Origin of the sequence: Pseudomonas sp. 2995-3, assembly GCF_002742565.1 — a bacterium.
Lineage (GTDB): Bacteria > Pseudomonadota > Gammaproteobacteria > Pseudomonadales > Pseudomonadaceae > Aquipseudomonas > Aquipseudomonas edaphica.
Genome location: NZ_LJSB01000315.1, coordinates 374542 through 398178, shown reverse-complemented (window position 1 = coordinate 398178; position 23637 = coordinate 374542). Strand labels below are relative to the sequence as shown.

Here is a 23637-nt window from a genome sequence, read left to right as displayed (position 1 = left end):
AGTGACTTTGCATTTACAGTGCGTGCGCACCCGCGACAATCTTGGTTACAGTGCGCACCAACATCGACCACAGGAATGGGCCATGACCGACAATAGCCAACAATTCGCCAGCGACAACTATTCCGGCATCTGCCCGGAAGCCTGGGCCGCCATGGAACAAGCCAACCAGGGCCATCAACGCGCCTACGGCGACGATGAGTGGACCCACCGTGCCGCCGACGGTTTCCGCAATTTGTTCGAAACCGACTGTGAAGTGTTCTTCGCCTTCAACGGCACCGCGGCCAACTCCCTGGCGCTGTCTTCGCTGTGCCAGAGCTACCATAGCGTGATTTGCTCGGAAACCGCCCACGTCGAAACCGACGAATGTGGTGCGCCGGAGTTCTTCTCCAACGGCTCCAAGCTGCTCACCGCCCGCACCGAAAACGGCAAGCTGACGCCCGAATCGATCCGCGAGATCGCCCTCAAGCGCCAGGACATCCACTACCCCAAACCGCGCGTGGTCACCCTCACCCAAGCCACGGAAGTGGGCAGCGTGTATACCCCGGAAGAAATCCGCGCCATCAGCGTCACCTGCAAAGAGCTGGGCCTGAACCTGCACATGGACGGCGCGCGCTTCTCCAACGCCTGCGCGTTCCTGGGCTGCTCGCCGGCCGACCTGACCTGGAAAGCCGGCGTGGATGTACTGTGTTTCGGCGGCACCAAAAACGGCATGGCAGTAGGCGAAGCCATCCTGTTCTTCAACCACAAACTGGCTGAAGACTTCGATTACCGCTGCAAACAGGCCGGCCAGTTGGCCTCGAAAATGCGCTTCCTCTCCGCCCCATGGGTGGGCCTGCTGGAAAACGATGCCTGGCTCAAACACGCCCGCCACGCCAACCAATGCGCCCAATTGCTCAGCAGCCTGGTGGCGGACATTCCCGGCGTGGAACTGATGTTCCCGGTACAGGCCAACGGCGTGTTCCTGCAACTCTCGGAACCGGCCATCGCAGCGCTGACGGCCAAGGGCTGGCGCTTCTACACATTCATTGGCAAAGGTGGCGCACGGTTCATGTGTGCGTGGGATACCGAAGAAGAACGCGTAAGAGAATTAGCCGCAGACATTAGGGAAGTGATGAACGCTTAAGCCTCACGAATACTGGCGCATTGCCGAGACTGTTATTTGGTATTTCCGACAGCATCACAGTCCACTTTCATCGTCTAGCCTCTTGGAACCCGAAAGGAAAACGCCGCTGCAGCGGCCACCTTTCGGGCACAACTGCCTGCCGAATAATCGGTCGGAAACGGAAATCCAGCAGAGGGTTAGACCATGGAAGTTCAATGCTACAACACTAAAGCGTTGCAGGAAGGCAGTCTCAGCACCACGTTTGTGAGCTGGGATGAGTTCAGGAAACTGGCGAAAGTCGGTGACACCATCAGGGAGCCTTCAAGAACCCTGGTCATCACCGAAAAAACCTTTGAACTGACAGCATCAGGTGAGCAGTTCGCCATACAGATATACGCACGCTAACCAAGCTGACCCGATCGCTCCCACGCTCGCGCGGGCGCGATTAACTGAATGTACATGATCGTTCCCACGCTCTGCGTGGGAATGCATCCCCGGACGCTCTGCGTCCAAGCCGCACCCAGATTCAAGGACGAATCCATGGGCAGAAGCCGCTACGTCATCACCGAACCCGAAAAGCCGCACTTCCTCACCTGCACCGTCATGGAGTGGCTACCGCTGTTCACCCGTGACTACATCGTTGGTCATCTTTTGGACTGCTGGCGATATCAACAAAACCACCACGCCCTGAATCTCTTCGGCTACGTCGTTCTCGAAAACCACTTGCACTTCGTCGCTCAGGCTCCCGACCTTGGCAAATGCGTGAGCCAATTCAAATCCTTTACCGCCCGTACCATCATTGATGATTTGCAGCGCCGAGGCGCAGAGCGTTTATTACAACGCCTGCGGTTCAGCAAACGGGCGCACAAGGTAGACCGGGCTTATCAACTTTGGCAGGAAGGCGCACACGCTGAGTTGGTGTACAGCGAGGGGGTGATGCACCAGAAACTTGATTACATTCACCACAACCCGGTGAAACGAGGATATGTGGACCTAGCCGAACACTGGCGGTATTCCAGTGCGCGCAATTACGCAGGGCAGGAAGGGCTCATCGAAATTCAACAGTGGCACTAGTGCCCGTCCCCCCTCTCTGCGTGAGAACGCCTCCTGGGGCGCTCCGCGTCCCGCCCTATGTGCATGGCTTGAATACTGGGCACTTTGTGACGCGGAGCGTCACGGGCTGCATTCCCACGCGGAGCATGGGAATGATCGGGGGGTGGACACTCAACCAGCTCGTTCCCACGCTCTGCGTGGGAATGTCTCCTGGGACGCTCCGCGTCCCGCTCTATGCGCATGGCTTGAATACTGGGCACTTTGTGACGCGGAGCTTCACGGGCTGCATTCCCACGCGGAGCGTGGGAACGATCCGGGACACTCAACCAGCTCGTTCCCACGCTCTGCGTGGGAATGTCTCCAGGGACGCTCCGCGTCCCGCCCTATGTGCATGGCTTGAATACTGGGCACTTTGTGACGCGGATCTTCACGGGCTGCATTCCCACGCGGAGCGTGGGAACGACCAGGGACACTCAACCAGCTCGTTCCCACGCTCTGCGTGGGAATGCCTCCTGGGGCGCTCCGCGTCCCGCTCTATGCGCATGACTTGAATACTGGGCACTGTGTGACGCGGAGCGTCACGGGCTGCATTCCCACGCGGAGCGTGGGAATGATCGGGGACACTCAACCAGCTCGTTCCCACGCTCTGCGTGGGAATGCCTCCAGGGGCGCTCCGCGTCCCGCCCTATTAGAACTCGATGCGCACGTCGCCCTTCGGCACGCTGCAGCACGACAGGATGTAGCCTTCGGCTTCGTCTTCCTCGGTGATCCCGCCGTTGTGGTCCATCTCGACCTCCCCGCCCAGCTTCATCACCTTGCATGTTCCACAAATGCCCATGCCGCACGCTTTAGGGATCAGCAGGCCAAGCTTGGCCGCGGCTGCGTGCACGGTTTCGCCCGGTGCCACGCGGATGCTTTTGCCGGAGGCAATAAATTCCACTTGATGCAGGTCTGCCAGGTCGATCTCTGGCGCGTCCGCTGCTTGCTCGGCTTGTTCCACCGCATCGGCGCGGGCTTCCGGCGGCGTGGCGCCGAAGGACTCCTCGTGATAGCGCGTCATGTCGAAGCCGGCGGCCTCCAGCAGGCGTTTCACTGCGCTCATGTACGGCGTAGGGCCGCAGCAGAACACTTCGCGCTCAAGGAAGTCCGGCACCATCAATTCCAGCATCTTGTGGTTCAAGTAACCGCGATAACCCGCCCAAGGCTCGCCCAGCCCGTGTTTTTCGCAGATCAGGTGCAGGCTGAAGTTGTCGATCCGCGACGCCATGTGCTCCAGCTCGCGGTGGTAAATGATGTCTTTGGGCGAACGGGCGCTGTGGACAAACGTCATGTCGACATTCGCGTTGGTGTCGTAGAACCAGCGCGCCATGGACATCACCGGCGTGATGCCGACACCGCCACTGAGGTACAGCACTTTGGGGCTTGGGAAGTCGATGGCATTGAACAGCCCGACCGGCCCGTGCACCGCCAGCTCTTGCCCTTCATGCAGGGTGTCGTGCAGCCAGTTGGAAACCCGCCCCCCCGGCACGCGCTTGATGGTCACCGAGAAGCTGTACGGCACCGACGGCGAACTGGAAATGGTGTACGAGCGCATGATCGGCTGGCCTTCGATCTCAAGCTCCAGGGTCACAAACTGCCCCGGCTTGAAAAAGAACAGGATCGGCTGGTCAGCCATGAAGCAAAAGGTGCGCACGTCCCAGGTTTCCTGGATGACTTTGACGCAACGGACGATGTGCCGACCATTGGCCCAGGTCTGGGTGGTTACCGGGTTCAGGAAATTGTTGGACATGCTTGCTCTCCACTGCCGATGCTCGGCTTTATGGTGGCGATTCTGCGTAACGCCGCAACCGCCCATTTACCTATCTGCGACATTCACATACTTATCGCGACCAGCCCCCATACCACGGGGCTTGCGCGTCGGGATCAGAGTGGGCCATGTCGTTAATGGACAAGGTTCGGCGCATCGGCGGCCCCACACTCGCTGCCAACAACTACGCTTTCTTTACGCCTTGCTGCAAAACCTGATCAGCCACTTTCGCCGGCCACACAGAATGGCCATGAGGACACACACGATGGACGTCACCGCAACCTTAAGCTTGGGCGATCCGCTGGAACCCGCACGCAAGGCCACCGCGCAAATGCTGCAAGAGCGCGAGCGCACTTTTTCGCTGCCACAGCCGTTCTACTCTGATGAGCGGTTGTTTGATATCGACATGCAGGAGATCTTCCAGAAAGAGTGGTTGATCGCCGGCATGACCTGCGAGATCCCCACCAAGGGCAACTACATCACCCTGCAAATCGGCAAGAACCCGATCATCGTGATCCGTGGTGCCGACGGCGTGGTGCATGCCTTCCATAACGTGTGCCGCCACCGGGGCTCGCGCCTGTGCACCAGCGACAAGGGCAAGGTCGCCAAGCTCGTTTGCCACTACCACCAGTGGACCTACGAACTGGACGGCCGCCTGTTGTTCGCCGGCACCGAGATGGGCGCCGACTTCGACATGAAGCAGTACGGCCTCAAGCCTGTGAACGTGAAAACGGCTGGCGGCTACATCTTCATCAGCCTGGCCGAAAACCCGCCGGCCATCGATGACTTCCTGTCGACGCTGAACCACTACATGGAACCCTACGACATGGAGAACACCAAGGTGGCGATTCAAACCACCTTGTTCGAAAAGGCCAACTGGAAGCTGGTGCTGGAAAACAACCGCGAGTGCTACCACTGCAACGCGTCGCACCCGGAACTGCTGAAAACCCTGCTGGAATGGGACGACGTCACCGACCCGCGTGCCGACCAGGCCTTCAAGGACCACGTTGCCGCCTCCGCCGCTGCGTGGGACGCCGAAAAGATCCCTTACGCCCACGCCAGCTTCGGCCTGCGCAACCGCATCGTACGCATGCCATTGCTCAAAGGCACCGTGTCGATGACCCTGGACGGCAAGCAAGGCTGCGCCAAGCTCATGGGCCGCATCAAGAACCCGGACCTGGGCTCGATGCGCATCCTGCACCTGCCGCATTCGTGGAACCACTGCATGGGCGACCACATCATTGTGTTCACCGTGTGGCCGATCAGCGCCCAGGAAACCATGGTCACCACCAAGTGGATCGTGCACAAGGACGCCGTCGAAGGTGTGGACTACGACGTGGAGCGTATGCGCCAGGTCTGGGACGCCACCAATGACCAGGACCGCCGCCTCGCCGAAGAAAACCAGCGCGGGATTAACTCCACCGCGTACCAACCAGGGCCGTACTCCAAGACCTATGAGTTTGGTGTGGTGAACTTTGTCGATTGGTACAGCGAGCGTTTGTTGAACAACCTGGGCGCGGCGCCAGCGCCTTACCTTAAGGGTGTAGCGGCGCACGAATAGCTGACACACCAAAGATCAAACTGTGGGAGCTGGCTTGCCTGCTCCCACATGTATATTGGTCACTGTTCAAATAATGATCACCCCCCTTACAGCCCTTTGCCGATCTACCCTCCAGCCTTCGCCCAACAACTTATCCACAAAGCCACCCACAGCAATTGTGGGCAAGTGTGCCCGGCCCTCTAAATTAACTGAAGAAAATCCGTGACTTATTCAAGTCGTGCGGTTTTAGCCACACCTGATCACTTATTGATCAACCCCTTGAAAGCCTCTTAATACGTGGCCTGCAGCAGTACGCGAACACCTTATCCACAGAAGCACCAACAGACTTTGGGGGCAACTTCGCCGGCGTTGTGGAAAACCGCGTCAAACCTTCACAAATCGGGGCATCCAGGGGTTTCAGCGAGCCAATAAGCCAAATTGATCATATTTTGACCACGCCACTGAAAGCCTTTATTTATAAGGCTCACAGCCAGTAGCAAACATCTTATCCACAGAAGCGCCAACAGACTTTGGGGGCAAGTTTGTGCAGGGTTTCAAACTTATCCAGGAAAAAACCCAAGCAAAACCGTCAGTTAGCCTGGTTGTTTTTCGTACAGAGGGCTGCAGGGCTTGATTAGCCGGGGGTGTGGACAACCGCGAACAGGTTATCCACAGGCGGATCAACAGGGATTGTGGGTAATCCAACGATGCATCGTAAAGACAGTGTGGCGGGCGAGCTTTCTGTGGGAGCTGGCTTGCCTGCGATACAGGCACCTCGGTCCATCAGTCAGACCGAGGTGCCTGTATCGCAGGCAAGCCAGCTCCCACACAAGCCAGCTCCCACAGGTAATCAGCGCACCACGCCTTCTTCAATGAGTAGCTTCAGAATCGCTTCCGCGCCCGCCTCGGGGCTAAGACCTTTGAGCACTTGCCCACCGCCGCCGCTGGCCTTGGCGGTCGCCGCCTTCATCCGGTCCGCGCCGCTCTTGGCCTTAATCACCTTGAGGCGCTTGGGCCGGGGCTTGGCCGGTTGCAACACTGCGTCTGCGAGTAACTCGTCCGTCTCGATTTCGACCTCATGGGCCGCCAGTTCACCGCGTTGCGCCGGGCCATAGGCGCTTTGCCGTGGTTTGGGCGCGGCGTTATCCACAGTCGCCAGAAACGGCAGGCGCACCTTCAGGCGCCGCCGCTGCCCGCGCGGCAAGGCTTGCAGCACATGGGCAATGCCGCCATCGATAGATTCCACTTGCGCCAGCCCGACTATCAATGGCCAACCCAATTGCTCGGCCAAAAGAAACGGCAACATGCCTGAGCCTTCGCCGGTTTCCGCCTGGCTGCCGGTGAGCACTACGTGGGCGCCAGTCTCGCGCAGATAATCACTGAGCACCGGCAAGGCGTCGCTGCCCGCCGGTTGTTCCAGCACATGCAATTGCGGCAGGCCCATGCCCAGGTAGCTGCGCAACGTCGGCTCGTTAACGTCACCGGCATGCAACACTTGCAACTTATCCCCAGCCAGCTGCAGGCCCAGCTCGACGGCGCGTGCATCCTGCTCCGCACGGCGTGGGCGGCCGGAGGTCGGGTGGGCGCCGATTGACACCAGGCTGATTACATTCGTGGTCATGGTCATGTCCCTAGGCTGCGTCGCGCTTGGCGCCGTTGCGGTACACCTGCACCGCCTCGATCAAGGCTTGCAGAATCGCGGCGCTTTCGCCGATCACCGACAAGTCGGCACGCTTGATCATGTCGCAGCCAGGGTCGAGGTTGATTGCCACCACCTTGTCGCAGGCACCGATGCCTTGCAGGTGCTGGATCGCCCCGGAAATACCCACAGCCACATACACCCGTGCCGTCACCCAAGTACCGCTGGCACCGACCTGACGATCACGCGCCATAAAGCCATCATCCACTGCCACCCGTGACGCACCTTCGGTGGCGCCCAAGGCGGCGGCGGTCTGGTGGAACAGTGCCCAATCTTTTACGCCATTGCCGCCAGAGAAAATAAACTCCGCCTCGGCCATCGGAATCGCCCCTGGGTCCACCGCCACTGCGCCGAGATCCTCGATGCGCGGCAGGCTGCGCGCCAAGGCTGTGGATAACTCCACGGGCAAGACTTCGTGACGGGTTTCGCTGACCGGCTCGGCGCATTCCACCGCTGCCAGAATCAGGCGCGGCAGTGGCCGGGCCAAATCCTCCTGGCCCGCACCGGCGCGACCGATGCACTCCTCGCCCTTGATCTGCCAGACGCGTGTGGCCGGGCGCTCCTTGAGGCTCGCGGCAAAACGCCGGCCCAATTCACCGCCGCCACTGCGGCTGTCGGGCAGCAACCAATGGCGCGGGTTGAACTGGTTATCCACAGCCCGCAGGCCCTGGACGCGTTGCTCCGGTGAATAACCCTCGAATTCGTGGCCTTCCAGCACCAGCAGGCGATCGACGCCCGCCGTGGCAAAAGCACTTTCTTTGTGCTCGCCAAACACCACCGCCAGCACTGCACCGTCGCTGCCGGCCAGTTGCCGGGCCAGGCCGAGCAAATCGCGGTCGTGGCTGCTCAGGCGGCCACCAACCATGTCTGGCACCACGTTGATGTAGAACGCCGGCGCTGGCACCTGGTGCAACGGCAACTGCACTTGCACCGCCGCCGTGCGCTTGGCCGCGCCGCCCTGCTGGGCGCCGCTGCGGTCGATACGCTTGATGCCGTTGGGGCCGATAAAACCCACGCCATGTACATTTTTGCGGATGACGCCGTTCGGCCCCATCCAACTGTGTTGCAGCGGCTGCATGGCGGCGTGCAACGGGTGCAGGCGGTTGCGGGCGATCCATTCGGCCCGTGGGTCGCGGCGGATAATGTCGCTCATCAGTGCACCTCCGCAGGTTGACGCTTGATAGGTGCCTTGCCAGGTACGGCGTCTTCAAGCAACGCGTCGGCGACCAGTTCAGCGATGTCCTTGATCAGGGGTCGTGGCTCGACCACGCCCTCAAGCATCGCCGTGCATTGTGGACAACCCACGGCCACCAGCTCGGCGCCGGTTTCACGGATGTCTTCCATGCGCATATCCGGGATCCGCTGCTTGCCGGGAATATCGGTGATCGGCGCGCCGCCACCGCCGCCGCAGCAGCGCGAACGGAAGCCCGAGCGTTGCATCTCCTTGACCTCAATGCCCAACGCCCGCAGCACTTGGCGCGGCGCCTCGTATTCGCCGTTGTAACGGCCCAGGTAACAAGGGTCGTGGTAGGTCACGCTGTTGCCCTTGTGCTGGCCCAGGTTCAGCGCGCCTTCACCGATCAGCTCGGCCATGAAGGTGCTGTGGTGCTGCACGACATAATTACCGTTGAAGGCGCCGTATTCGTTTTTCAGCACGTGAAAGCTGTGCGGGTCGCAGGTGACGATACGCTTGAAGCTGTACTTGGCCAGGGTCTGGATGTTGCGTGTGGCGAGCAATTGGAACGTGGCCTCATCACCCAGGCGGCGAGCGACGTCACCGCTGTCGCGCTCCTCCAGGCCCAGTACTGCAAAATCGACCTTGGCCGCTTTCAGCACTTTGACGAAGGCGCGCAAGGTGCGTTGGTTGCGCATGTCGAAAGCGCCGTCGCCGACCCAGAACAGCACGTCGCTGCTGCCTTTTTCGCTGAGCAACGGCAAGTTCAGGTCCGCTGCCCAGTTGAGGCGACCGCCCGGTGCGAAGCCGCCGGGGTTGTCGGTGGCGATCAGGTTTTCCAGGACTTCGGCGCCCTTGTTCGGCGTGGCGCCTTTTTCCAGGGTGAGGTGGCGGCGCATGTCGACGATGGCGTCGACGTGCTCGATCATCATCGGGCACTCTTCCACGCAGGCGCGGCAGGTGGTGCACGACCACAGGGTTTCGGCATCAACCAGGCCGTTGACGATCGGCTGGTGCGGGTTGCCGCCGTGCTCGCCAATCGGTTTACCTGGATAAGGGCTGCCGGCGAACTTGGCATCGGTGCCACCGGCCAGGCCGACCACCATGTCCTGAATGAGTTTTTTCGGGTTCAGCGGCTGGCCGGCGGCGAACGCCGGGCACGCCGCTTCGCACTTGCCGCACTGCACGCAGGCGTCGAAGCCGAGCAGTTGGTTCCAGGTGAAATCCTTGGGTTTTTCCACGCCCAATGGCGCGGTTTTATCGCTGAGGTCGAGCGGCTTCAAACCTGTGGAGCGGCCGCCACCAAAACGCTCGGCGCGGCGGTGCCAGGCCAAGTGCAGGGCACCGGCGAAGGCGTGCTTCATCGGCCCGCCCCAGGTCATGCCGAAGAACATTTCGCTTACGCCCCACAGCACGCCCAGGCTCAAGAGCGCGGCGAGCAGCCAGCCGCCGAAGTCGGCGGGCAGAATCCCGGCCACCGGCAAGGTCACCAGGAAGAAGCTGACCGAGAACGCCATCAGGCTTTTCGGCAGGCGCATCCACGAGCCTTTCGACAGGCGTGATGGCGGGTTGCGCCGACGTAAATAGACGAAGGTGGCGCCGACAAACATCAGCACCGAGGCCAGCAGCAAGGCATAGCCGAGGATACGGTTATGCAGGCCAAAACCGTGCACCAAAATGGCCAGCAACGCCGACAGCACAAAGCCCAGGGCTGTGGCGACGTGGGTGTTGGCGATGTATTTGTCGCGGGCCACCACGTGGTGCAGGTCGACCATGTAGCGCTTGGGCATGGCCAGCAGGCCGCCCAGCAAGTCAACCTTGGAAGCACGCCCACGGCGCCACATGTTCACCCGGCGCAGGGCGCCTAGGGCGGCGAGGCCGATGGCTGCAAACAAGAGAATAGGAAGCAAGGTGTTCAACATGGTGAAGCTCCCAAAGACCACACAGGTCTTGCATGGGAACCGGATAAAGGTGGGAGCTGGCTTGCCTGCGATGGCATCGCCTCGGTGTCACTCAAGACCGAGTCGCCTGCATCGCGGGCAAGCCCGGCTCCCACATTGACCGGTTCCCACAGTGGTTCGGTGGTTGCCTAGAAATCCTTGCACAAGCGCAGGGCGTCATAGATAGCGGCGTGGGTATTACGCTGCGCCACACAGTCACCAATGCGGAACAGCAAGTAGCCGTCACCCGCTTCGCTCAAGCACGGCTGCGGCTTGATCGCGAACAAGGCTTCGACGTCAATCTGGCCCTTGTTGCGCGAACCTTCCTTGAGCCCGTAGTAGATAGCTTCGTCCGGGCGCACGCCGTTCTCGACCACCACCTGGTCAACCACGCGTTCTTCCTTGGCGCCGGTGTATTCGTTCTCCAGCACCGCCACCAGCTTGTCGCCCTCGCGGTAAACCTTTTCCAGCATCATGTCGCCGGTCATGATCACTTCTTTGGGGTACATGCTGCGGTAGTAAGTCGGGAACGACGTACCGCCAATCGCCACGCCTGGCTTGATGTCGTCGGTGACGATTTCCACCTGGCTGCCTTTGTCGGCCAGGAAGTCGGCCACCGACATGCCGGTGAACTCGCAGATGGTGTCGTACACCAGCACGTTCTTGCCCGGCGCGACTTTGCCGTCGAGCACGTCCCAGCTGCTGACTACCAGGCCTTCAGCGGCGCCCCAATGTTCGTTCTGCTCGATAAACGGATGCCCGCCGACGGCCAGCACCACGATGTCAGGGCGCAGGTCGAGGATGGTCTCGGCATCCGCCGCCACGCCCAGGCGCAGGTCGACTTTCAAGCGCGCCAACTCCAGCTGGAACCAGCGGGTGATACCAGCAATCTGGTCACGCTGCGGGGCTTTGGAGGCGGTGGTGATTTGCCCGCCGATAAACTCTTTCTTCTCCAACAGGGTTACGTCGTGGCCACGTTCGGCCGCGACCCGCGCCGCTTCCATCCCGGCCGGACCGGCACCGACCACCACGACTTTGCGTTTGGCCCCGGTGGATTTCTCGATGATGTGCGGCACACCCATGTATTCACGGGAGGTCGCGGCGTTCTGGATGCACAGCACATCCAGGCCCTGGTATTGGCGGTCGATGCAGTAGTTGGCGCCGACGCATTGTTTGATCTGGTCGATCTGGCCCATCTTGATCTTGGCGATCAGGTGCGGGTCGGCGATGTGCGCACGGGTCATGCCGACCATGTCCACATAGCCGCCTTCCAGAATGCGCGTGGCCTGGTTCGGGTCCTTGATGTTCTGCGCGTGCAGCACCGGAACCTTGACCACTTCCTTGATACCGGCCGCCAGGTGCAGGAACGGCTCCGGCGGGTAGCTCATGTTGGGGATCACGTTGGCCAGGGTGTTGTGGGTGTCACAACCCGAGCCCACCACGCCGATAAAATCGAGCATGCCGGTGTCGTCGTAATACTTGGCGATTTGCTTCATGTCCTCGTGGGACAAGCCGTCCGGGTGGAACTCGTCACCACACAGGCGCATGCCTACGCAGAAGTCGTCACCGACCTCGGCGCGCACGGCCTTGAGCACTTCCAGGCCGAACTTCATGCGGCCCTCGAAGGTGCCGCCCCATTCGTCGGTACGCTTGTTGACCCGCGGGCTCCAGAACTGGTCGATCATGTGCTGGTGCACCGCGGACAGTTCGACACCGTCCAGGCCACCGGCCTTGGCGCGCTTGGCGGCGCTGGCGTAGTTGCCGATCACGCGCCAGATTTCTTCCGGCTCGATGGTCTTGCAGGTGGCGCGGTGTACCGGCTCGCGCACGCCGGACGGCGACATCAGGGTTGGCCAGTTAAAGCCGTCCCAGCGCGAGCGACGCCCCATGTGGGTAATCTGGATCATGATCTTGGCGCCATGCTTGTGCATGGCGTCGGCCAGGTTCTGGAAGTGCGGGATGATGCGGTCGGTGGACAGGTTCACCGAACTCCACCATTCCTGCGGGCTGTCGATGGCCACCACCGAGGAGCCGCCACAGATCGCCAGGCCGATACCGCCCTTGGCTTTCTCTTCGTAGTACTTCACATAGCGGTCGGTGGTCATGCCGCCGTCGGTGGCATACACCTCGGCGTGGGCGGTACTGAGCACGCGGTTGCGGATGGTCAGCTTGCCGATCTGGATCGGCGCAAACATTGCTTCGAAAGCCATGGCACGGTTCCTCGACTTACAACGGCTTGACGGTGAACAGGCCGTCGTCATGGCCCTCTTCGGAGCCTCCGTAAACTTGCTCGGCTACGGTGCGAATCTTGCTGCCACGCGCCTGCAGAATCTGGTCCATGGCACCGGCAAACCAACCGGTGAACATGTAGTCCACTTTGCGCCCGACCTTGCCGTACACGTAGACAAACGCCGAGTGCTCCAACTTGACGCTGGCGGTGCCTTTGTCGAGGTCGATGTCCTGGATCTTGAACAGGCCCCAGCCGCGTTGCGACAGGCGCTTCATGTAGTGCTCGAACACCGCAACGCCTTCCAGGCCGTGGCACTCAGCTTCTTTTTCACACCAGTGCCAGGCGGATTTGTAGCCGGCCTTGTAGAGGATCTCGGCGTAGGCATCGCTGCCCAGGACTTCTTCGATGCCCATGTGGTTGTTGACGAAGAAATGCCGTGGCACATATAGCATCGGCAGGGCGTCGGAGGTCCAGACACCGGTTTCGCTGTCGACTTCGATAGGCAATTGCGGGGCGATTTTGGCCATGGAAACTTAACTCCAGAAAATTCTTAGGTGTGCCCCCGATGCGAACGGCCGGGGGAGAAATGCGGTGGCTTATTCGCCCCAGACGTCTTTCAAGACATTGACCCAGTTCTCGCCCATGATCTTGCGCACCACGCGCTCGCTGTGGCCGCGTTTGAGCAAGGTCTCGGTGAGGTTGGGGAACTCGCCCACGGTGCGGATGCCCAGCGGGTTGATGATCTTGCCGAAGCTGGTCAGACGGCGGGCGTAGCCTTTGTCATGAGTCAGCATTTCAAAGAAATCCTGGCCATGGCCCTGGGTGAAGTCGGTGCCAATGCCAATGGCGTCTTCGCCGACGATGTTCATGGTGTATTCGATGGCTTCGGCGTAGTCGTCGATGGTCGAATCGATGCCCTTGGCCAGGAACGGCGCGAACATGGTCACGCCGACAAAACCGCCATGGTCGGCGATGAACTTGAGTTCTTCATCGGACTTGTTGCGCGGGTGTTCTTTAAGGCCCGACGGCAGGCAGTGGGAGTAGCACACCGGCTTTTTCGATTCGAGGATGACTTCTTCGCTGGTCTTGGAACCGACGTGGGACAGGTCGCACATGATGCCGACACGGTTCATCTCACCGACGATCTCACGACCAAAGCCCGACAGCCCGCCGTCACGCTCGTAGCAACCGGTGCCGACCAGGTTCTGGGTGTTGTAGCACATCTGCACCACACCCACGCCGAGCTGCTTGAAGATCTCGACGTAGCCGAGTTGGTCCTCAAACGCATGGGCGTTCTGGAAGCCGAAGATGATGCCGGTCTTGCCCTGCTCTTTTGCACGGCGAATGTCGGCGGTAGTTTTCACCGGGATCACCAGGTCGCTGTTTTCACGGATCAGGGTCTGGCTGGCAACGATGTTGTTGATCGTGGCCTGGAAGCCTTCCCACACCGACACCGTGCAATTAGCGGCGGTGAGGCCACCTTTGCGCATGTCTTCGAACAGGTCGCGGTTCCACTTGGCAATAATCAGACCGTCGATAACGATGCTGTCGGCGTGCAACTCGGCTGGGCTCATCAGGCGTCCCCTTATTGGCGATTCATGCGCCGAATCGTCTGCCGGCGCTTTGGGGCCAGCATATGCTCAGGGGCCGACGGAGCCGGGTGCAAAAACGACAGGGGAATTGCCGAAAGCGTCAATCAGCGACAAAGGCCTACATGACATAGCTGACAGGTGGCTGTTCTTTGTCCCACGCTTGAGCCAGAATTTGCTCATCACCTGATATGAGACGGCGCAATGAAATCGATTTTCCTGGCTTTGGCACTCATCGCAACCGGCGTACACGCCGCTGAAGACACCGACAGCACGCCCTGCGATGGCATCGAAAACGACAAACAAACCCTGGAATGCGCCACCTATAACAAAACCACCGCCGAGCAATTGCTCAAGGATAACTACCAGGGCTTGCTCGAACGCATGGGTTCGACCTATGGCAGCAACAAGTCGCAACTGGCCGACATTACCGCTCGTCTGAAGGATGCCCAGCAAAAATGGGAAAAACTGCGCGATGCCGATTGCGCGGTGGACACCTTCCCGGCGGTGAATGGCAGCAAGGACTACGCGATTCAACAGAATGACTGCCTGGCGCGAATGAGTGATGAGCGGTCGGAGTTTTTGGAGTCGATCGGGCAGGAATAAGCCGGATCAATCGCAAAGCACCCTTGAAAAGGAATTCACATGTACTACCCACGCGAAGCACAGCGGGACTTTCTGTTCACGCGCGCCGTCATGCTGTTTGTCGCCACGTTGGTGTTGGCCCTGATGCTGTTTCTTTCCAAAGATCGGGGAGCACCCTACGCCCTGATCAAGGCGTCCCCCGTGGAGACGACCGGGCAGGTGACTCAACTGGAAAGCTTTGGTAACTGGGGCACCATCACCAACGTGTATTACAGCTTCAAGCACGACGAACACGATCAAGACGGTATGGCCACCACCAGCGGCTACGCCGGCGGCCCTGTGTACGAAGTCGGTAGCCCGGTGCAAGTGGTGTACTCGAAATGGTTTCCAAGCGTTCACAACCTCAAGGCCAATTTCAACAGTGGTAGGTGGAACTTCTACATAATGAGCGCCAGTGCCGCGCTGATAGTGTTATGTCAGGCCCTGATGTTCTGGACGTTGTTCAGAATCTATCGGCACAAAGAAGAGGATCGACAGTACTGATCTGATTTCGCAGGTGCAACCCAAGGCATGCCTGCGCCACTTTACGCTTACCAAGGCCATTTCATGACTATCTGCGGCATCGAAATCAAAGGCAGCGAAGCCATCATCGCCGTCGCCTCCCTGGACAACCAGGCGCTGACCCACGTGGCGCTGGCCATCAAGAAAATCGCCCTCGATGACGACGATGAGGCAGCCAACGTCAAAGCCTTCGCCGCCCAGGTGAAGGCCTTTGTGCAAGAAAACGCCATCACCCGCATCGCGATCAAGAAGCGCAGCAAGAAAGGCGAATTCGCCGGTGGCCCGACCACGTTCAAGATTGAAGGGGTGTTTCAGTTGCTCGACGGTGTTGAGGTGGCATTGCTGTCGCCGCAGACCATCAATGCGCAGAACAAAAAGCACGATTTTGCCCTGCCGGCCTCGCTGAACAAGTATCAGCATGAGGCCTTCAAGGCGGCGTGTTCGGCGCTGGTAAAAAAGTAAGCCACACCACCAATCCCCTGTGGGAGCTGGCTTGCCTGCGATGGCGGTTTGTCAGATAACGCTGTACTGCCTGATCTACCGCTATCGCAGGCAAGCCAGCTCCCACATTTGATTTATGGTGTCTTTGAATTCGCTGTACGGCTTCTGTGCAGCAGCCAATCGCCAAAGGATTTGTCTTCCAGGGCATACCCGCCGCGACTCGACTTCCACACTAGCTCTTTGTCACGCAAGGCATCGATACAGGCCTGAATGGTCTGGGTGCCCGGCACCACGTCGCTGCCCATGTCCTCCAGTGCCTTGCTGACCGCCGTGAGTGTACTGTCGGTAAACGGCGCAAAAGGCTCGTTGTTCTGCGAACGCACCACCATCACCTCCAACACAGCACGCTGGGGAATGGTGAGGTTGTTCCACGCGCTTTCAAATTCGGTCCACACGCCGGCACGCAACAGTTCGGCGCGGCTGTGCAGCAGTTGGCCCAGGTTGCTCGCCTCGCCCAACTCCAGCGCCACTTCGCCGATGATGGTACGCAGCATCTCCGGGCGCCGGCCGACCAGTTCAAAGGCTTCGTCGATGTCCGCCGCGTTGAACTGATTGGTTTTGGCCAAATGCGCGTTGAGGTGCAGGGTGTAGGCCTGGGTAAACTCTTTGCCGAGCAAAGGGAACGGGGTAATGCTGGAGCCGAAGAATGGCTGGCTTTTACCGAGGACCAAATGCGCAAGCTTGTCGCGATTGGAGCCGGTGAACACCAGGCGCAAGCCACTGCCCTCCTCGTCACGGCCCTGGTTGAGCTGATCTCGGGCAGCTTTCAACGCGAACATCGCGTTGATACCAGGCTCGGTGGTCAGTGCGTGCTGCGCTTCATCAATCACCAGCACGACGGGCTTTTCGGCTGCGCTGTGGAGCAACTCCAAGGCTTGGGTCAGCGTCGCGCCAACCGGCAATTGTGGCTTGCTGAAGTCCCAGGAAAGGGTACGCAGGAAGCTTAGTTTCTCGATTCCAATGTTCTTGGCCAGCTTGCGAATGCCCTTTTCATAGGGCACCAGAGCCGCAGCAATCGCGCTGGCAATCAACTCCGCGGGGTCTTTTTCTTTGTCAGCCCAGAGATCGACATACACCGTCAGCCAACCCCGCAACTGGCACTCCGGGATCAAGTCTTCGCGCAAAAAGGTGCTTTTGCCGGTGCGTCGAGGTGCTGCGAGGAACAGGCCTGAAGTGAAATCCTGAATCCCGGCGCCCACCAAGCCATCAGCAATGCTGCGAGCCAGCGTCGGGCGGCGAAACACAAAGCCGCTGTGCTTGGACATGGTTTTATACTCAATTATTGGAAGCACTATAAATTATAGTCGCGAGTATAATTGACTATAATTGCCGGTCAAACCACCTCCCGTCGCCGATCCTCTCTCGGGCACTTGGCAAACCGCGCCCTGTAGCTGCGGGTGAAGTACGACGGCGACTCAAACCCGCACGCAATGCTCACTTCCAGCACGCTCATGTCGCTCTGGCGCAACAACTGCCGGGCTTTTTCCAGGCGCAGGCCGAGGTAGAAGTTACTTGGCGTGTCGTTCAGGTGCAGGCGGAATAGCCGTTCCAGCTGACGCCGGGTGACTTTAATTGCATCGGCCAACGCCAAGGTGCTCAGCGGCGGCTCGGTGTGTTGCTCCATTTCACCGATCACCTGCACCAACTTCTTGTTGTTGATGCCATAGCGCGTGGCGATCTGCATGCGCTGGTGGTCCTTGCGCGGGCGGATGCGCCCGAGTACGAATTGCTCGGACACCTGGATGGCCAGGTCCGGGCCGTGGGCCTGGGCGATCAGGTCGAGCATCAGGTCGATGGAGGCGGTGCCACCGGCGCAGGTGATGCGCCGGCGGTCAATCTCGAACAGTTCCTGGGTCACGGTGAGCTGTGGATAAGATTCCTTGAACGCGTCGATGGCTTCCCAGTGCAAGGTCAAGCGGTGGCCGTCGAGCAAGCCTGCTTCGGCGAGCACGCAGGCGCCGGTGTCGATGGCGCCGAGGGTGACGCCGTCGAGGTCGAGGCGGCGCAGCCAGTGTTCAAGTGCGGGCGTGGTGAACTTCAAGGGTTCGAAGCCTGCGACCACCATCAGCGTCGCGCCTTTTTTCAGCGGCTCCAATGCGGCGTCGGCGTTCACCGACATGCCATTGCTCGCCAACACCGCGCCGCCATCGGCACTCAACACGTGCCAACGGTACAACTCGCCGCGAAAGCGGTTGGCCACGCGCAGCGGTTCCAGCGCGGAGATAAAGCCGATGGCCGAGAAACCCGGCATCAGCAGAAAGTAGAAATCCTGGGACATGGTGGCGCTCTCGTAGGACGGGCAGCGTGCTCACTGTGATACGCCAGTTCAACGGGCCATTCAAGAGCACAGGTCGCTGCAGTGCAAGAGCTGGTCGCCGCCGTGCGCTTTGCCTCCCCTCAAGCTGCGTAACTTGATCCCACGGCGCACAAAGACGCCGGCACCCACAATAACGACCTGCCGAGGGATCCACCATGAACCGACTGATCAGCCGCTGCGTGCTTGCACTCAGCGCCAGCGCCATCTTAAGCACCAGCGTATTCGCGGCCGACGCAGAGTCTTGCCGGAACGTGCGCATGGGCGTGGTGAACTGGACCGACGTAATCGCCACCAGCGCCATGACCCAAGTGTTGCTCGACGGCCTCGGCTACAAGACCAAACAAACCAGCGCTTCCCAGCAAATCATCTTCGCCGGTATCCGCGACCAGCGCCTGGATATGTTCCTGGGCTACTGGAACCCGCTGATGACCCAGACCATCACGCCGTTTGTGGACGCCAAGCAAGTCAAAGTCCTCGACAAACCCAGCCTGGAAGATGCGCGCGCCACCCTCGCGGTGCCGACTTACCTGGCGGATAAAGGCCTGAAAACCTTCGCCGATATCGCCAAGTTTGAAAAAGAACTGGGCGGCAAGATCTACGGCATCGAGCCAGGCTCGGGCGCCAATACCCAGATCAAGGCGATGATCGCCAAGAACCAGTTCGGCCTCGGCAAGTTCCAGTTGGTGGAGTCCAGCGAAGCGGGGATGCTCGCCGCCGTCGACCGCGCCGTGCGCCGCAAGGAGGCCGTGGTGTTCTTCGGCTGGGCGCCGCACCCGATGAACGTCAACGTCGCCATGACTTACCTCACCGGCAGCGACGACGCCCTTGGCCCGAACGAAGGCATGGCCACAGTGTGGAGCGTGACTTCGCCGACTTACGCCGAGCAGTGCCCCAACGTGCACAAACTGCTGACCAACCTGACGTTCACCGCCGCCGACGAGAGCCGAATGATGCAGCCGTTGCTGGATCACAAAGACGCCCTCGAGTCGGCCAAGCAGTGGCTCAAGGACCACCCGCAAGACCAGCAGCGCTGGCTCGAAGGCGTGACCACCTTCGACGGCAAACCGGCTGCGGCCAACCTGCAACTGACCAGCAAATAACCTGATTCGCATCACCGTATCGCAGCCGCTGTTGGCTGCGAACGGCATCACTACGCCCGCCTGTAAGGAACCTCCTCATGAACCACGACGTCATCATCACCTGCGCACTCACCGGTGCTGGCGACACGACCAGCCGCAGCCCGCACGTGCCGGTCACTCCCAAACAAATCGCCGCAGCCGCGGTGGAAGCCGCCAAGGCCGGCGCCACCGTGGTGCACTGCCATGTGCGCGACCCGCAAACCGGCAAGTTCAGCCGCGACGTGGCGCTGTATCGCGAAGTGATGGAGCGCATCCGCGAGGCCGACATCGACATCATCGTCAACCTCACCGCCGGTATGGGCGGCGACCTGGAAATCGGCGGCGGCGAGAACCCGATGGAGTTCGGCCCCAACACCGACCTGGTCGGCCCGCTGACGCGCCTGGCCCATGTTGAGGAGTTGCTGCCGGAGATCTGCACCCTGGACTGCGGCACGCTCAACTTTGGCGATGGCGACACCATTTACGTGTCCACCCCGGCGCAACTGCGGGCGGGCGCCAAGCGTATTCAAGAGCTGGGCGTTAAGGCCGAGTTGGAAATTTTCGACACCGGCCACCTGTGGTTTGCCAAGCAGATGATCAAGGAAGGTTTGCTCGACAACCCGCTGTTCCAGCTGTGCCTGGGCATCCCATGGGGCGCACCGGCCGACACCACCACCATGAAAGCCATGGTCGACAACCTGCCTGCCGACGCCGTGTGGGCCGGCTTCGGTATCGGCCGCATGCAAATGCCCATGGCGGCGCAAGCGGTGCTGCTGGGCGGCAACGTGCGGGTCGGCCTGGAAGACAACCTGTGGCTGGACAAAGGCGTACTCGCCACCAATGGCCAGCTTGTGGAACGCGCGAGTGAAATCCTCAGCCGCCTGGGCGCGCGGGTCATGACCCCGGCGGAGGGCCGAATCAAGATGGGCCTGACCAAGCGCGGCTAACTCAGACACCACAAAACCCTGTGGGAGCCGGGCTTGCCCGCGATAGCGGTACACCTGCACCGAATGCACCAACTGATACACCGATATCGCAGCGGTGCGACGATTCGACAAGCCAGCTCCCACCTTGATCACCGAATTACTCAGGGATTGTCGACATGAGCTTTATCACTGAAATCAAAACCTTCGCCGCCCTCGGCAGCGGTGTTATCGGCAGCGGCTGGGTGTCCCGCGCCCTGGCCCACGGCCTGGATGTGGTGGCCTGGGACCCGGCGCCTGGCGCTGAAGCAGCGCTGCGCAAACGTGTTGCCAACGCCTGGGGCGCCTTGGAGAAACAAGGCCTGGCGCCGGGCGCCTCTCAGGATCGCCTGCGCTTTGTAACCACCATTGAGGAATGCGTAAAAGACGCCGACTTCATCCAGGAAAGCGCCCCGGAACGCCTGGAGCTGAAACTCGAACTGCACAGCAAGATCAGCGCAGCGGCCAAGCCGAATGCGCTGATTGGCTCGAGCACTTCAGGTCTGTTGCCGAGCGAGTTCTACGAAGGTTCCACCCACCCGGAACGCTGCGTGGTCGGTCACCCCTTCAACCCGGTTTACCTGTTGCCGCTGGTAGAAGTGGTGGGTGGCAAAAACACCGCGCCGCAGGCAATTCAGGCAGCGATCAAGGTGTATGAATCCCTCGGCATGCGCCCGCTGCATGTGCGTAAGGAAGTGCCGGGTTTTATCGCTGACCGCTTGCTCGAAGCGCTGTGGCGTGAGGCGTTGCACCTGGTCAATGATGGCGTGGCAACCACGGGCGAGATCGATGACGCGATTCGTTTTGGCGCCGGTTTGCGCTGGTCGTTCATGGGCACATTCCTGACTTACACCCTCGCGGGCGGTGATGCCGGAATGCGCCACTTCATGGCCCAGTTCGGCCCGGCGTTGCAGTTGCCGTGGACGTATTTGCCGGCGCCGGAGCTGACCGACAAGTTGATTGACGATGTGGTCGACGGCACCAGCGATCAGCTGGGTAAACACAGCATTTCGGCGCTGGAGCGCTATCGTGATGATTGCTTGCTGGCGGTATTGGAAGCGGTGAAAACCACCAAAGCCAAACACGGCATGAGCTTCGCTGAATAACCGCTGTTGATCTGTGTGGGAGCTGGCTTGCCTGCGATAGCGATGCAAAATTCACCATCGCCATCGCAGGCAAGCCAGCTCCCACATTTTGACTGCATACATTCTGGAATATATGTGATGCCTGCACTGACCACCTACACCACCAAAATCCAGCCCGACTGGGTGGATTACAACGGCCACCTGCGTGATGCGTTTTACCTGCTGATCTTCAGCTACGCCACCGACGCGCTGATGGACACCCTCGGGCTGGACAGCGAAAACCGCGAAGCCAGCGGCCACTCGCTGTTCACCCTGGAACTGCACCTGAACTACCTGCACGAAGTAAAACTCGGCGCCGAGGTGGAGGTGCACACCCAACTGATCGCCCACGACGCCAAGCGCCTGCACCTCTATCACAGCCTGCACCTTGTGGGCGACACGAAGGAGTTGGCCGGCAACGAACAGATGCTGCTGCACGTCGATCTGGCGGGGCCGCATTCAGCGCCGTTTACCGAGGCCACGCTGGAGAAACTGGCGACCATCAGTGCCGAACAGGCCGACCTGCCGCGCCCTGCCTTGCTGGGCCGAGTGATCGGATTACCACCCAAAAAACAATAAGGAATCACCATGCAAACCGCCGCCGCTGTTGCCGATTTCCGTACTTACCCGAAGATCTGCGACCTTGCCGAGGCGCAGGTACTGGACAACCAGATTCGCGTGCAGTGGGCCGATGGGCGGGTCAGCCCGTTCCATCATCAGTGGCTGCGGGACAACTGCCCCTGTGCCCAATGCGTGTACAGCGTGACCCGCGAGCAGGTGCTGGAAATTGTCGATGTGGACGAGCATCTGCGCGCAGTCAGCGCGCGCATCGATCAAGGTTTTCTGTGCGTGGAATGGTACGGCGGCCATCGCAGCCAGTACGATCCAGGCTGGTTGCGCGCCCATGCCTATGACGATCAATCACGCGCCGAACGCCGCGCTGCCAAACCCCAGTCGCAACTGTGGGGCAGCACCTTCGAACTGCCCATATTTGAATACTCAGCGGTGATGGAAGACCCCAAAGCCCTGTTGCAATGGCTGCTGGCCTTGCGTGACGGCGGCCTTACGCAAATCCGTGGCGTGCCCACCGAACCAGGCTCGCTGGCACTGATCGCCAAGCGTATTTCGTTTATCCGCGAGAGCAACTTCGGCGTGCTGTTCAACGTGCAGTCCAAGGCCGATGCCGACAGCAATGCTTACACCGCTTTCAACCTGCCGCTGCACAGCGATTTGCCGACGCGGGAGTTGCAGCCGGGGCTGCAGTTTCTGCATTGCCTGGTGAACGAAGCTACCGGCGGCGAGAGCATTTTTGTCGATGGGTTTGCGATCGCCCATGCGCTGCGCAGCGAAGACCCCGAGGCGTTTCGTGCCCTGTGTGAAATCCCGGTGGAGTTTCGCAATAAAGACCGGCACAGCGACTACCGCCGCCTGGCCCCGATCATTGCGCTGGATGCCTTGGGCGATGTGGCGGAGATCCGCATGGCCAACTTTTTGCGCGGGCCGTTTGAGGCACCGGTGGAGCAGATGCCGTTGTTGTATCGGGCGTATCGGCGTTTTATTGCGATGACGCGGGAAGACCGTTTTCGACTGGTCAAACGCCTGAATCCGGGTGAGCTGTGGTGCTTTGATAACCGCCGCACCTTGCATGCGCGCAATGCGTTTGACCCGGCTTCGGGAGCGCGGCATTTTCAGGGTTGTTACATTGATCGGGATGAGTTGTTGTCCCGGATATTGGTGTTGCAGAGGTAGACCGGGGTGCGGCCATCGCAGGCAAGCCAGCTCCCACAAACCCCAGCCAAAAAAAGCCCCGGGCCAGCCGTGACTGGATCGGGGCAGAGTGCTTGGTGTGAGCGTGACATCCCGAGGGTGACCAAACCTTCAAGGTGCGTGCCTGGCCTCCAGTGTGCCTATTGTTGGTGTCGGTAAATGACCCGAAAACGACCTGTTCATAGCCATCTGAGCCATTCGTGGATTCTGCCCTTGCCGACCGGCCGAGGGCCTACCAGAATCCCATTCAATCCCGTTCCCTACACCAGGATAAACGTCATGATGCACGCGGACTTGATTGACCAGGATGACCTGCTGAGCCAGCTTCGCTCGCTGGGTTTTGAAGTGTCCAGCGGTGCCAGCGCCGAACAGGCTTGCGAGTGTGCGGTGCGCGGTTTGAGTGCCGCACGGGCCAAGGCACTCAAGGGCATGGTGGAGCAGATGTACACCGGCAGCGCGACGATTTTGCCGGCGGTGCGCCAGGCGATCGACAAGCAGTTGTTGCCGGCTTTGGTGCAGTTCAAGCAGAGCTCGGGCGCCTGATAGACCGCTATCGCAGGCAAGTCAG

The 23637-nt window shown here is 60.3% G+C and carries 22 protein-coding genes; 13 read left to right on the top strand and 9 right to left on the bottom strand.

What is annotated here, in order from left to right; all coding sequences use genetic code 11:
* Nucleotides 1-82: 82 nt before the first annotated feature.
* The 3 genes from AOA62_RS28990 (at nt 83) to AOA62_RS28980 (ending at nt 2176) form a co-directional block, all read left to right on the top strand.
* Complete coding sequence (locus AOA62_RS28990; protein WP_017137986.1) at nt 83-1123, top strand: low specificity L-threonine aldolase; 1041 nt, start codon at nt 83-85, stop codon at nt 1121-1123.
* Nucleotides 1124-1306: 183 nt separating this feature from the next.
* Nucleotides 1307-1507, top strand: coding sequence for a hypothetical protein (locus tag AOA62_RS28985; protein WP_017137985.1), 201 nt, complete (start codon nt 1307-1309; stop codon nt 1505-1507).
* 135 nt (nt 1508-1642) lie between these two features.
* Nucleotides 1643-2176, top strand: coding sequence for a hypothetical protein (locus AOA62_RS28980; protein WP_026013773.1), 534 nt, complete (start codon nt 1643-1645; stop codon nt 2174-2176).
* 667 nt (nt 2177-2843) lie between these two features.
* On the opposite strand, the gene gbcB is transcribed toward AOA62_RS28980, so the two are convergent.
* Nucleotides 2844-3944: a glycine-betaine demethylase subunit GbcB gene (gene gbcB / locus AOA62_RS28975; RefSeq protein WP_017139359.1), complete on the bottom strand. Its 1101-nt coding sequence runs from the start codon at nt 3942-3944 to the stop codon at nt 2844-2846.
* A 283-nt stretch (nt 3945-4227) separates the two neighbouring features.
* On the opposite strand from gbcB, the gene gbcA reads away from it, so the two are divergent.
* Entirely contained in the window at nt 4228-5523 is a 1296-nt protein-coding gene (gene gbcA, locus AOA62_RS28965) for a glycine-betaine demethylase subunit GbcA (RefSeq protein ID WP_017139360.1), read from the top strand.
* Between the two features lie 829 nt (nt 5524-6352).
* Here gbcA and AOA62_RS28960 read toward each other — a convergent pair.
* The 6 genes from AOA62_RS28960 to AOA62_RS28935 form a co-directional block, all read right to left on the bottom strand.
* Nucleotides 6353-7123, bottom strand: coding sequence for an electron transfer flavoprotein subunit beta (locus AOA62_RS28960; RefSeq protein ID WP_017139361.1), 771 nt, complete (start codon nt 7121-7123; stop codon nt 6353-6355).
* Nucleotides 7124-7133: 10 nt separating this feature from the next.
* Complete coding sequence (locus tag AOA62_RS28955; protein WP_099550384.1) at nt 7134-8354, bottom strand: electron transfer flavoprotein subunit alpha/FixB family protein; 1221 nt, start codon at nt 8352-8354, stop codon at nt 7134-7136.
* The gene (dgcB, locus tag AOA62_RS28950; protein ID WP_099550383.1) at nt 8354-10297 is read right to left on the bottom strand and encodes a dimethylglycine demethylation protein DgcB; all 1944 of its coding nucleotides are present in this window, start codon (nt 10295-10297) and stop codon (nt 8354-8356) included. The genes AOA62_RS28955 and dgcB overlap by 1 nt, the downstream gene beginning before the upstream one ends.
* 167 nt (nt 10298-10464) lie before the next feature.
* Nucleotides 10465-12525, bottom strand: coding sequence for a dimethylglycine demethylation protein DgcA (gene dgcA / locus AOA62_RS28945; protein ID WP_099550382.1), 2061 nt, complete (start codon nt 12523-12525; stop codon nt 10465-10467).
* A gap of 16 nt (nt 12526-12541) precedes the next feature.
* A complete protein-coding gene (locus AOA62_RS28940) occupies nt 12542-13072 on the bottom strand; it encodes a DUF5943 domain-containing protein (RefSeq protein WP_099550381.1) in 531 nt (176 codons plus the stop codon).
* A 69-nt stretch (nt 13073-13141) separates the two neighbouring features.
* The gene (locus tag AOA62_RS28935) at nt 13142-14119 is read right to left on the bottom strand and encodes a dipeptidase (RefSeq protein WP_014720245.1); all 978 of its coding nucleotides are present in this window, start codon (nt 14117-14119) and stop codon (nt 13142-13144) included.
* A 219-nt stretch (nt 14120-14338) separates the two neighbouring features.
* Here AOA62_RS28935 and AOA62_RS28930 point away from each other — a divergent pair, with 219 nt between their 5' ends.
* The 3 genes from AOA62_RS28930 to AOA62_RS28920 all read left to right on the top strand — a co-directional run bounded on the left by AOA62_RS28930 (nt 14339) and on the right by AOA62_RS28920 (nt 15742).
* A complete protein-coding gene (locus AOA62_RS28930) occupies nt 14339-14740 on the top strand; it encodes a lysozyme inhibitor LprI family protein (RefSeq protein ID WP_017139363.1) in 402 nt (133 codons plus the stop codon).
* A 39-nt stretch (nt 14741-14779) separates the two neighbouring features.
* Nucleotides 14780-15262 (top strand): hypothetical protein, encoded by a 483-nt coding sequence (locus tag AOA62_RS28925; protein ID WP_099550380.1) that lies wholly within the window; start codon nt 14780-14782, stop codon nt 15260-15262.
* A gap of 63 nt (nt 15263-15325) precedes the next feature.
* On the top strand, nt 15326-15742 hold the full coding sequence (locus AOA62_RS28920) for a DUF3010 family protein (RefSeq protein WP_017139364.1): 417 nt from the start codon (nt 15326-15328) through the stop codon (nt 15740-15742).
* A 113-nt stretch (nt 15743-15855) separates the two neighbouring features.
* Here AOA62_RS28920 and AOA62_RS28915 read toward each other — a convergent pair whose 3' ends face one another.
* Both AOA62_RS28915 and AOA62_RS28910 read right to left on the bottom strand, forming a co-directional pair.
* A complete protein-coding gene (locus tag AOA62_RS28915; protein WP_017139365.1) occupies nt 15856-17046 on the bottom strand; it encodes an AAA family ATPase in 1191 nt (396 codons plus the stop codon).
* A gap of 68 nt (nt 17047-17114) precedes the next feature.
* Nucleotides 17115-18059 carry a GlxA family transcriptional regulator gene (locus AOA62_RS28910; RefSeq protein ID WP_099550379.1) on the bottom strand — a complete coding sequence of 315 codons (945 nt, stop codon included), beginning with the start codon at nt 18057-18059 and terminating at the stop codon, nt 17115-17117.
* A gap of 194 nt (nt 18060-18253) precedes the next feature.
* On the opposite strand from AOA62_RS28910, the gene AOA62_RS28905 reads away from it, so the two are divergent.
* The 6 genes from AOA62_RS28905 to AOA62_RS28880 all read left to right on the top strand — a co-directional run bounded on the left by AOA62_RS28905 (nt 18254) and on the right by AOA62_RS28880 (nt 23612).
* Nucleotides 18254-19198: a choline ABC transporter substrate-binding protein gene (locus AOA62_RS28905; protein ID WP_017139367.1), complete on the top strand. Its 945-nt coding sequence runs from the start codon at nt 18254-18256 to the stop codon at nt 19196-19198.
* Nucleotides 19199-19275: 77 nt separating this feature from the next.
* Nucleotides 19276-20163, top strand: a complete 888-nt coding sequence (locus tag AOA62_RS28900; RefSeq protein ID WP_017139368.1) for a 3-keto-5-aminohexanoate cleavage protein — start codon at nt 19276-19278, stop codon at nt 20161-20163.
* Nucleotides 20164-20318: 155 nt separating this feature from the next.
* Nucleotides 20319-21284 carry an L-carnitine dehydrogenase gene (locus AOA62_RS28895; protein ID WP_099550378.1) on the top strand — a complete coding sequence of 322 codons (966 nt, stop codon included), beginning with the start codon at nt 20319-20321 and terminating at the stop codon, nt 21282-21284.
* Between the two features lie 117 nt (nt 21285-21401).
* Nucleotides 21402-21881: a thioesterase family protein gene (locus AOA62_RS28890; RefSeq protein WP_099550377.1), complete on the top strand. Its 480-nt coding sequence runs from the start codon at nt 21402-21404 to the stop codon at nt 21879-21881.
* Nucleotides 21882-21890: 9 nt separating this feature from the next.
* A complete protein-coding gene (locus AOA62_RS28885) occupies nt 21891-23051 on the top strand; it encodes a gamma-butyrobetaine dioxygenase (RefSeq protein ID WP_099550376.1) in 1161 nt (386 codons plus the stop codon).
* A gap of 297 nt (nt 23052-23348) precedes the next feature.
* Nucleotides 23349-23612, top strand: coding sequence for a hypothetical protein (locus AOA62_RS28880; RefSeq protein WP_017139371.1), 264 nt, complete (start codon nt 23349-23351; stop codon nt 23610-23612).
* Nucleotides 23613-23637 lie beyond the last annotated feature (25 nt).

What these genes read in the sequence shown, in the direction of transcription:
- AOA62_RS28935 (WP_014720245.1), bottom strand. Translation starts at nt 14,119, where the DNA reads ATGAGCCCAGCCGAGTTGCACGCCGACAGCATCGTTATCGACGGTCTG.
- AOA62_RS28915 (WP_017139365.1), bottom strand. Translation starts at nt 17,046, where the DNA reads ATGTCCAAGCACAGCGGCTTTGTGTTTCGCCGCCCGACGCTGGCTCGC.
- AOA62_RS28890 (WP_099550377.1), top strand. Translation starts at nt 21,402, where the DNA reads ATGCCTGCACTGACCACCTACACCACCAAAATCCAGCCCGACTGGGTG.
- gbcB (WP_017139359.1), bottom strand. Translation starts at nt 3,944, where the DNA reads ATGTCCAACAATTTCCTGAACCCGGTAACCACCCAGACCTGGGCCAAT.
- AOA62_RS28930 (WP_017139363.1), top strand. Translation starts at nt 14,339, where the DNA reads ATGAAATCGATTTTCCTGGCTTTGGCACTCATCGCAACCGGCGTACAC.
- AOA62_RS28885 (WP_099550376.1), top strand. Translation starts at nt 21,891, where the DNA reads ATGCAAACCGCCGCCGCTGTTGCCGATTTCCGTACTTACCCGAAGATC.
- AOA62_RS28990 (WP_017137986.1), top strand. Translation starts at nt 83, where the DNA reads ATGACCGACAATAGCCAACAATTCGCCAGCGACAACTATTCCGGCATC.
- dgcA (WP_099550382.1), bottom strand. Translation starts at nt 12,525, where the DNA reads ATGGCTTTCGAAGCAATGTTTGCGCCGATCCAGATCGGCAAGCTGACC.
- AOA62_RS28880 (WP_017139371.1), top strand. Translation starts at nt 23,349, where the DNA reads ATGATGCACGCGGACTTGATTGACCAGGATGACCTGCTGAGCCAGCTT.
- AOA62_RS28985 (WP_017137985.1), top strand. Translation starts at nt 1,307, where the DNA reads ATGGAAGTTCAATGCTACAACACTAAAGCGTTGCAGGAAGGCAGTCTC.
- dgcB (WP_099550383.1), bottom strand. Translation starts at nt 10,297, where the DNA reads ATGTTGAACACCTTGCTTCCTATTCTCTTGTTTGCAGCCATCGGCCTC.
- gbcA (WP_017139360.1), top strand. Translation starts at nt 4,228, where the DNA reads ATGGACGTCACCGCAACCTTAAGCTTGGGCGATCCGCTGGAACCCGCA.
- AOA62_RS28895 (WP_099550378.1), top strand. Translation starts at nt 20,319, where the DNA reads ATGAGCTTTATCACTGAAATCAAAACCTTCGCCGCCCTCGGCAGCGGT.
- AOA62_RS28900 (WP_017139368.1), top strand. Translation starts at nt 19,276, where the DNA reads ATGAACCACGACGTCATCATCACCTGCGCACTCACCGGTGCTGGCGAC.
- AOA62_RS28960 (WP_017139361.1), bottom strand. Translation starts at nt 7,123, where the DNA reads ATGACCACGAATGTAATCAGCCTGGTGTCAATCGGCGCCCACCCGACC.
- AOA62_RS28980 (WP_026013773.1), top strand. Translation starts at nt 1,643, where the DNA reads ATGGGCAGAAGCCGCTACGTCATCACCGAACCCGAAAAGCCGCACTTC.
- AOA62_RS28940 (WP_099550381.1), bottom strand. Translation starts at nt 13,072, where the DNA reads ATGGCCAAAATCGCCCCGCAATTGCCTATCGAAGTCGACAGCGAAACC.
- AOA62_RS28955 (WP_099550384.1), bottom strand. Translation starts at nt 8,354, where the DNA reads ATGAGCGACATTATCCGCCGCGACCCACGGGCCGAATGGATCGCCCGC.
- AOA62_RS28925 (WP_099550380.1), top strand. Translation starts at nt 14,780, where the DNA reads ATGTACTACCCACGCGAAGCACAGCGGGACTTTCTGTTCACGCGCGCC.
- AOA62_RS28905 (WP_017139367.1), top strand. Translation starts at nt 18,254, where the DNA reads ATGAACCGACTGATCAGCCGCTGCGTGCTTGCACTCAGCGCCAGCGCC.
- AOA62_RS28920 (WP_017139364.1), top strand. Translation starts at nt 15,326, where the DNA reads ATGACTATCTGCGGCATCGAAATCAAAGGCAGCGAAGCCATCATCGCC.
- AOA62_RS28910 (WP_099550379.1), bottom strand. Translation starts at nt 18,059, where the DNA reads ATGTCCCAGGATTTCTACTTTCTGCTGATGCCGGGTTTCTCGGCCATC.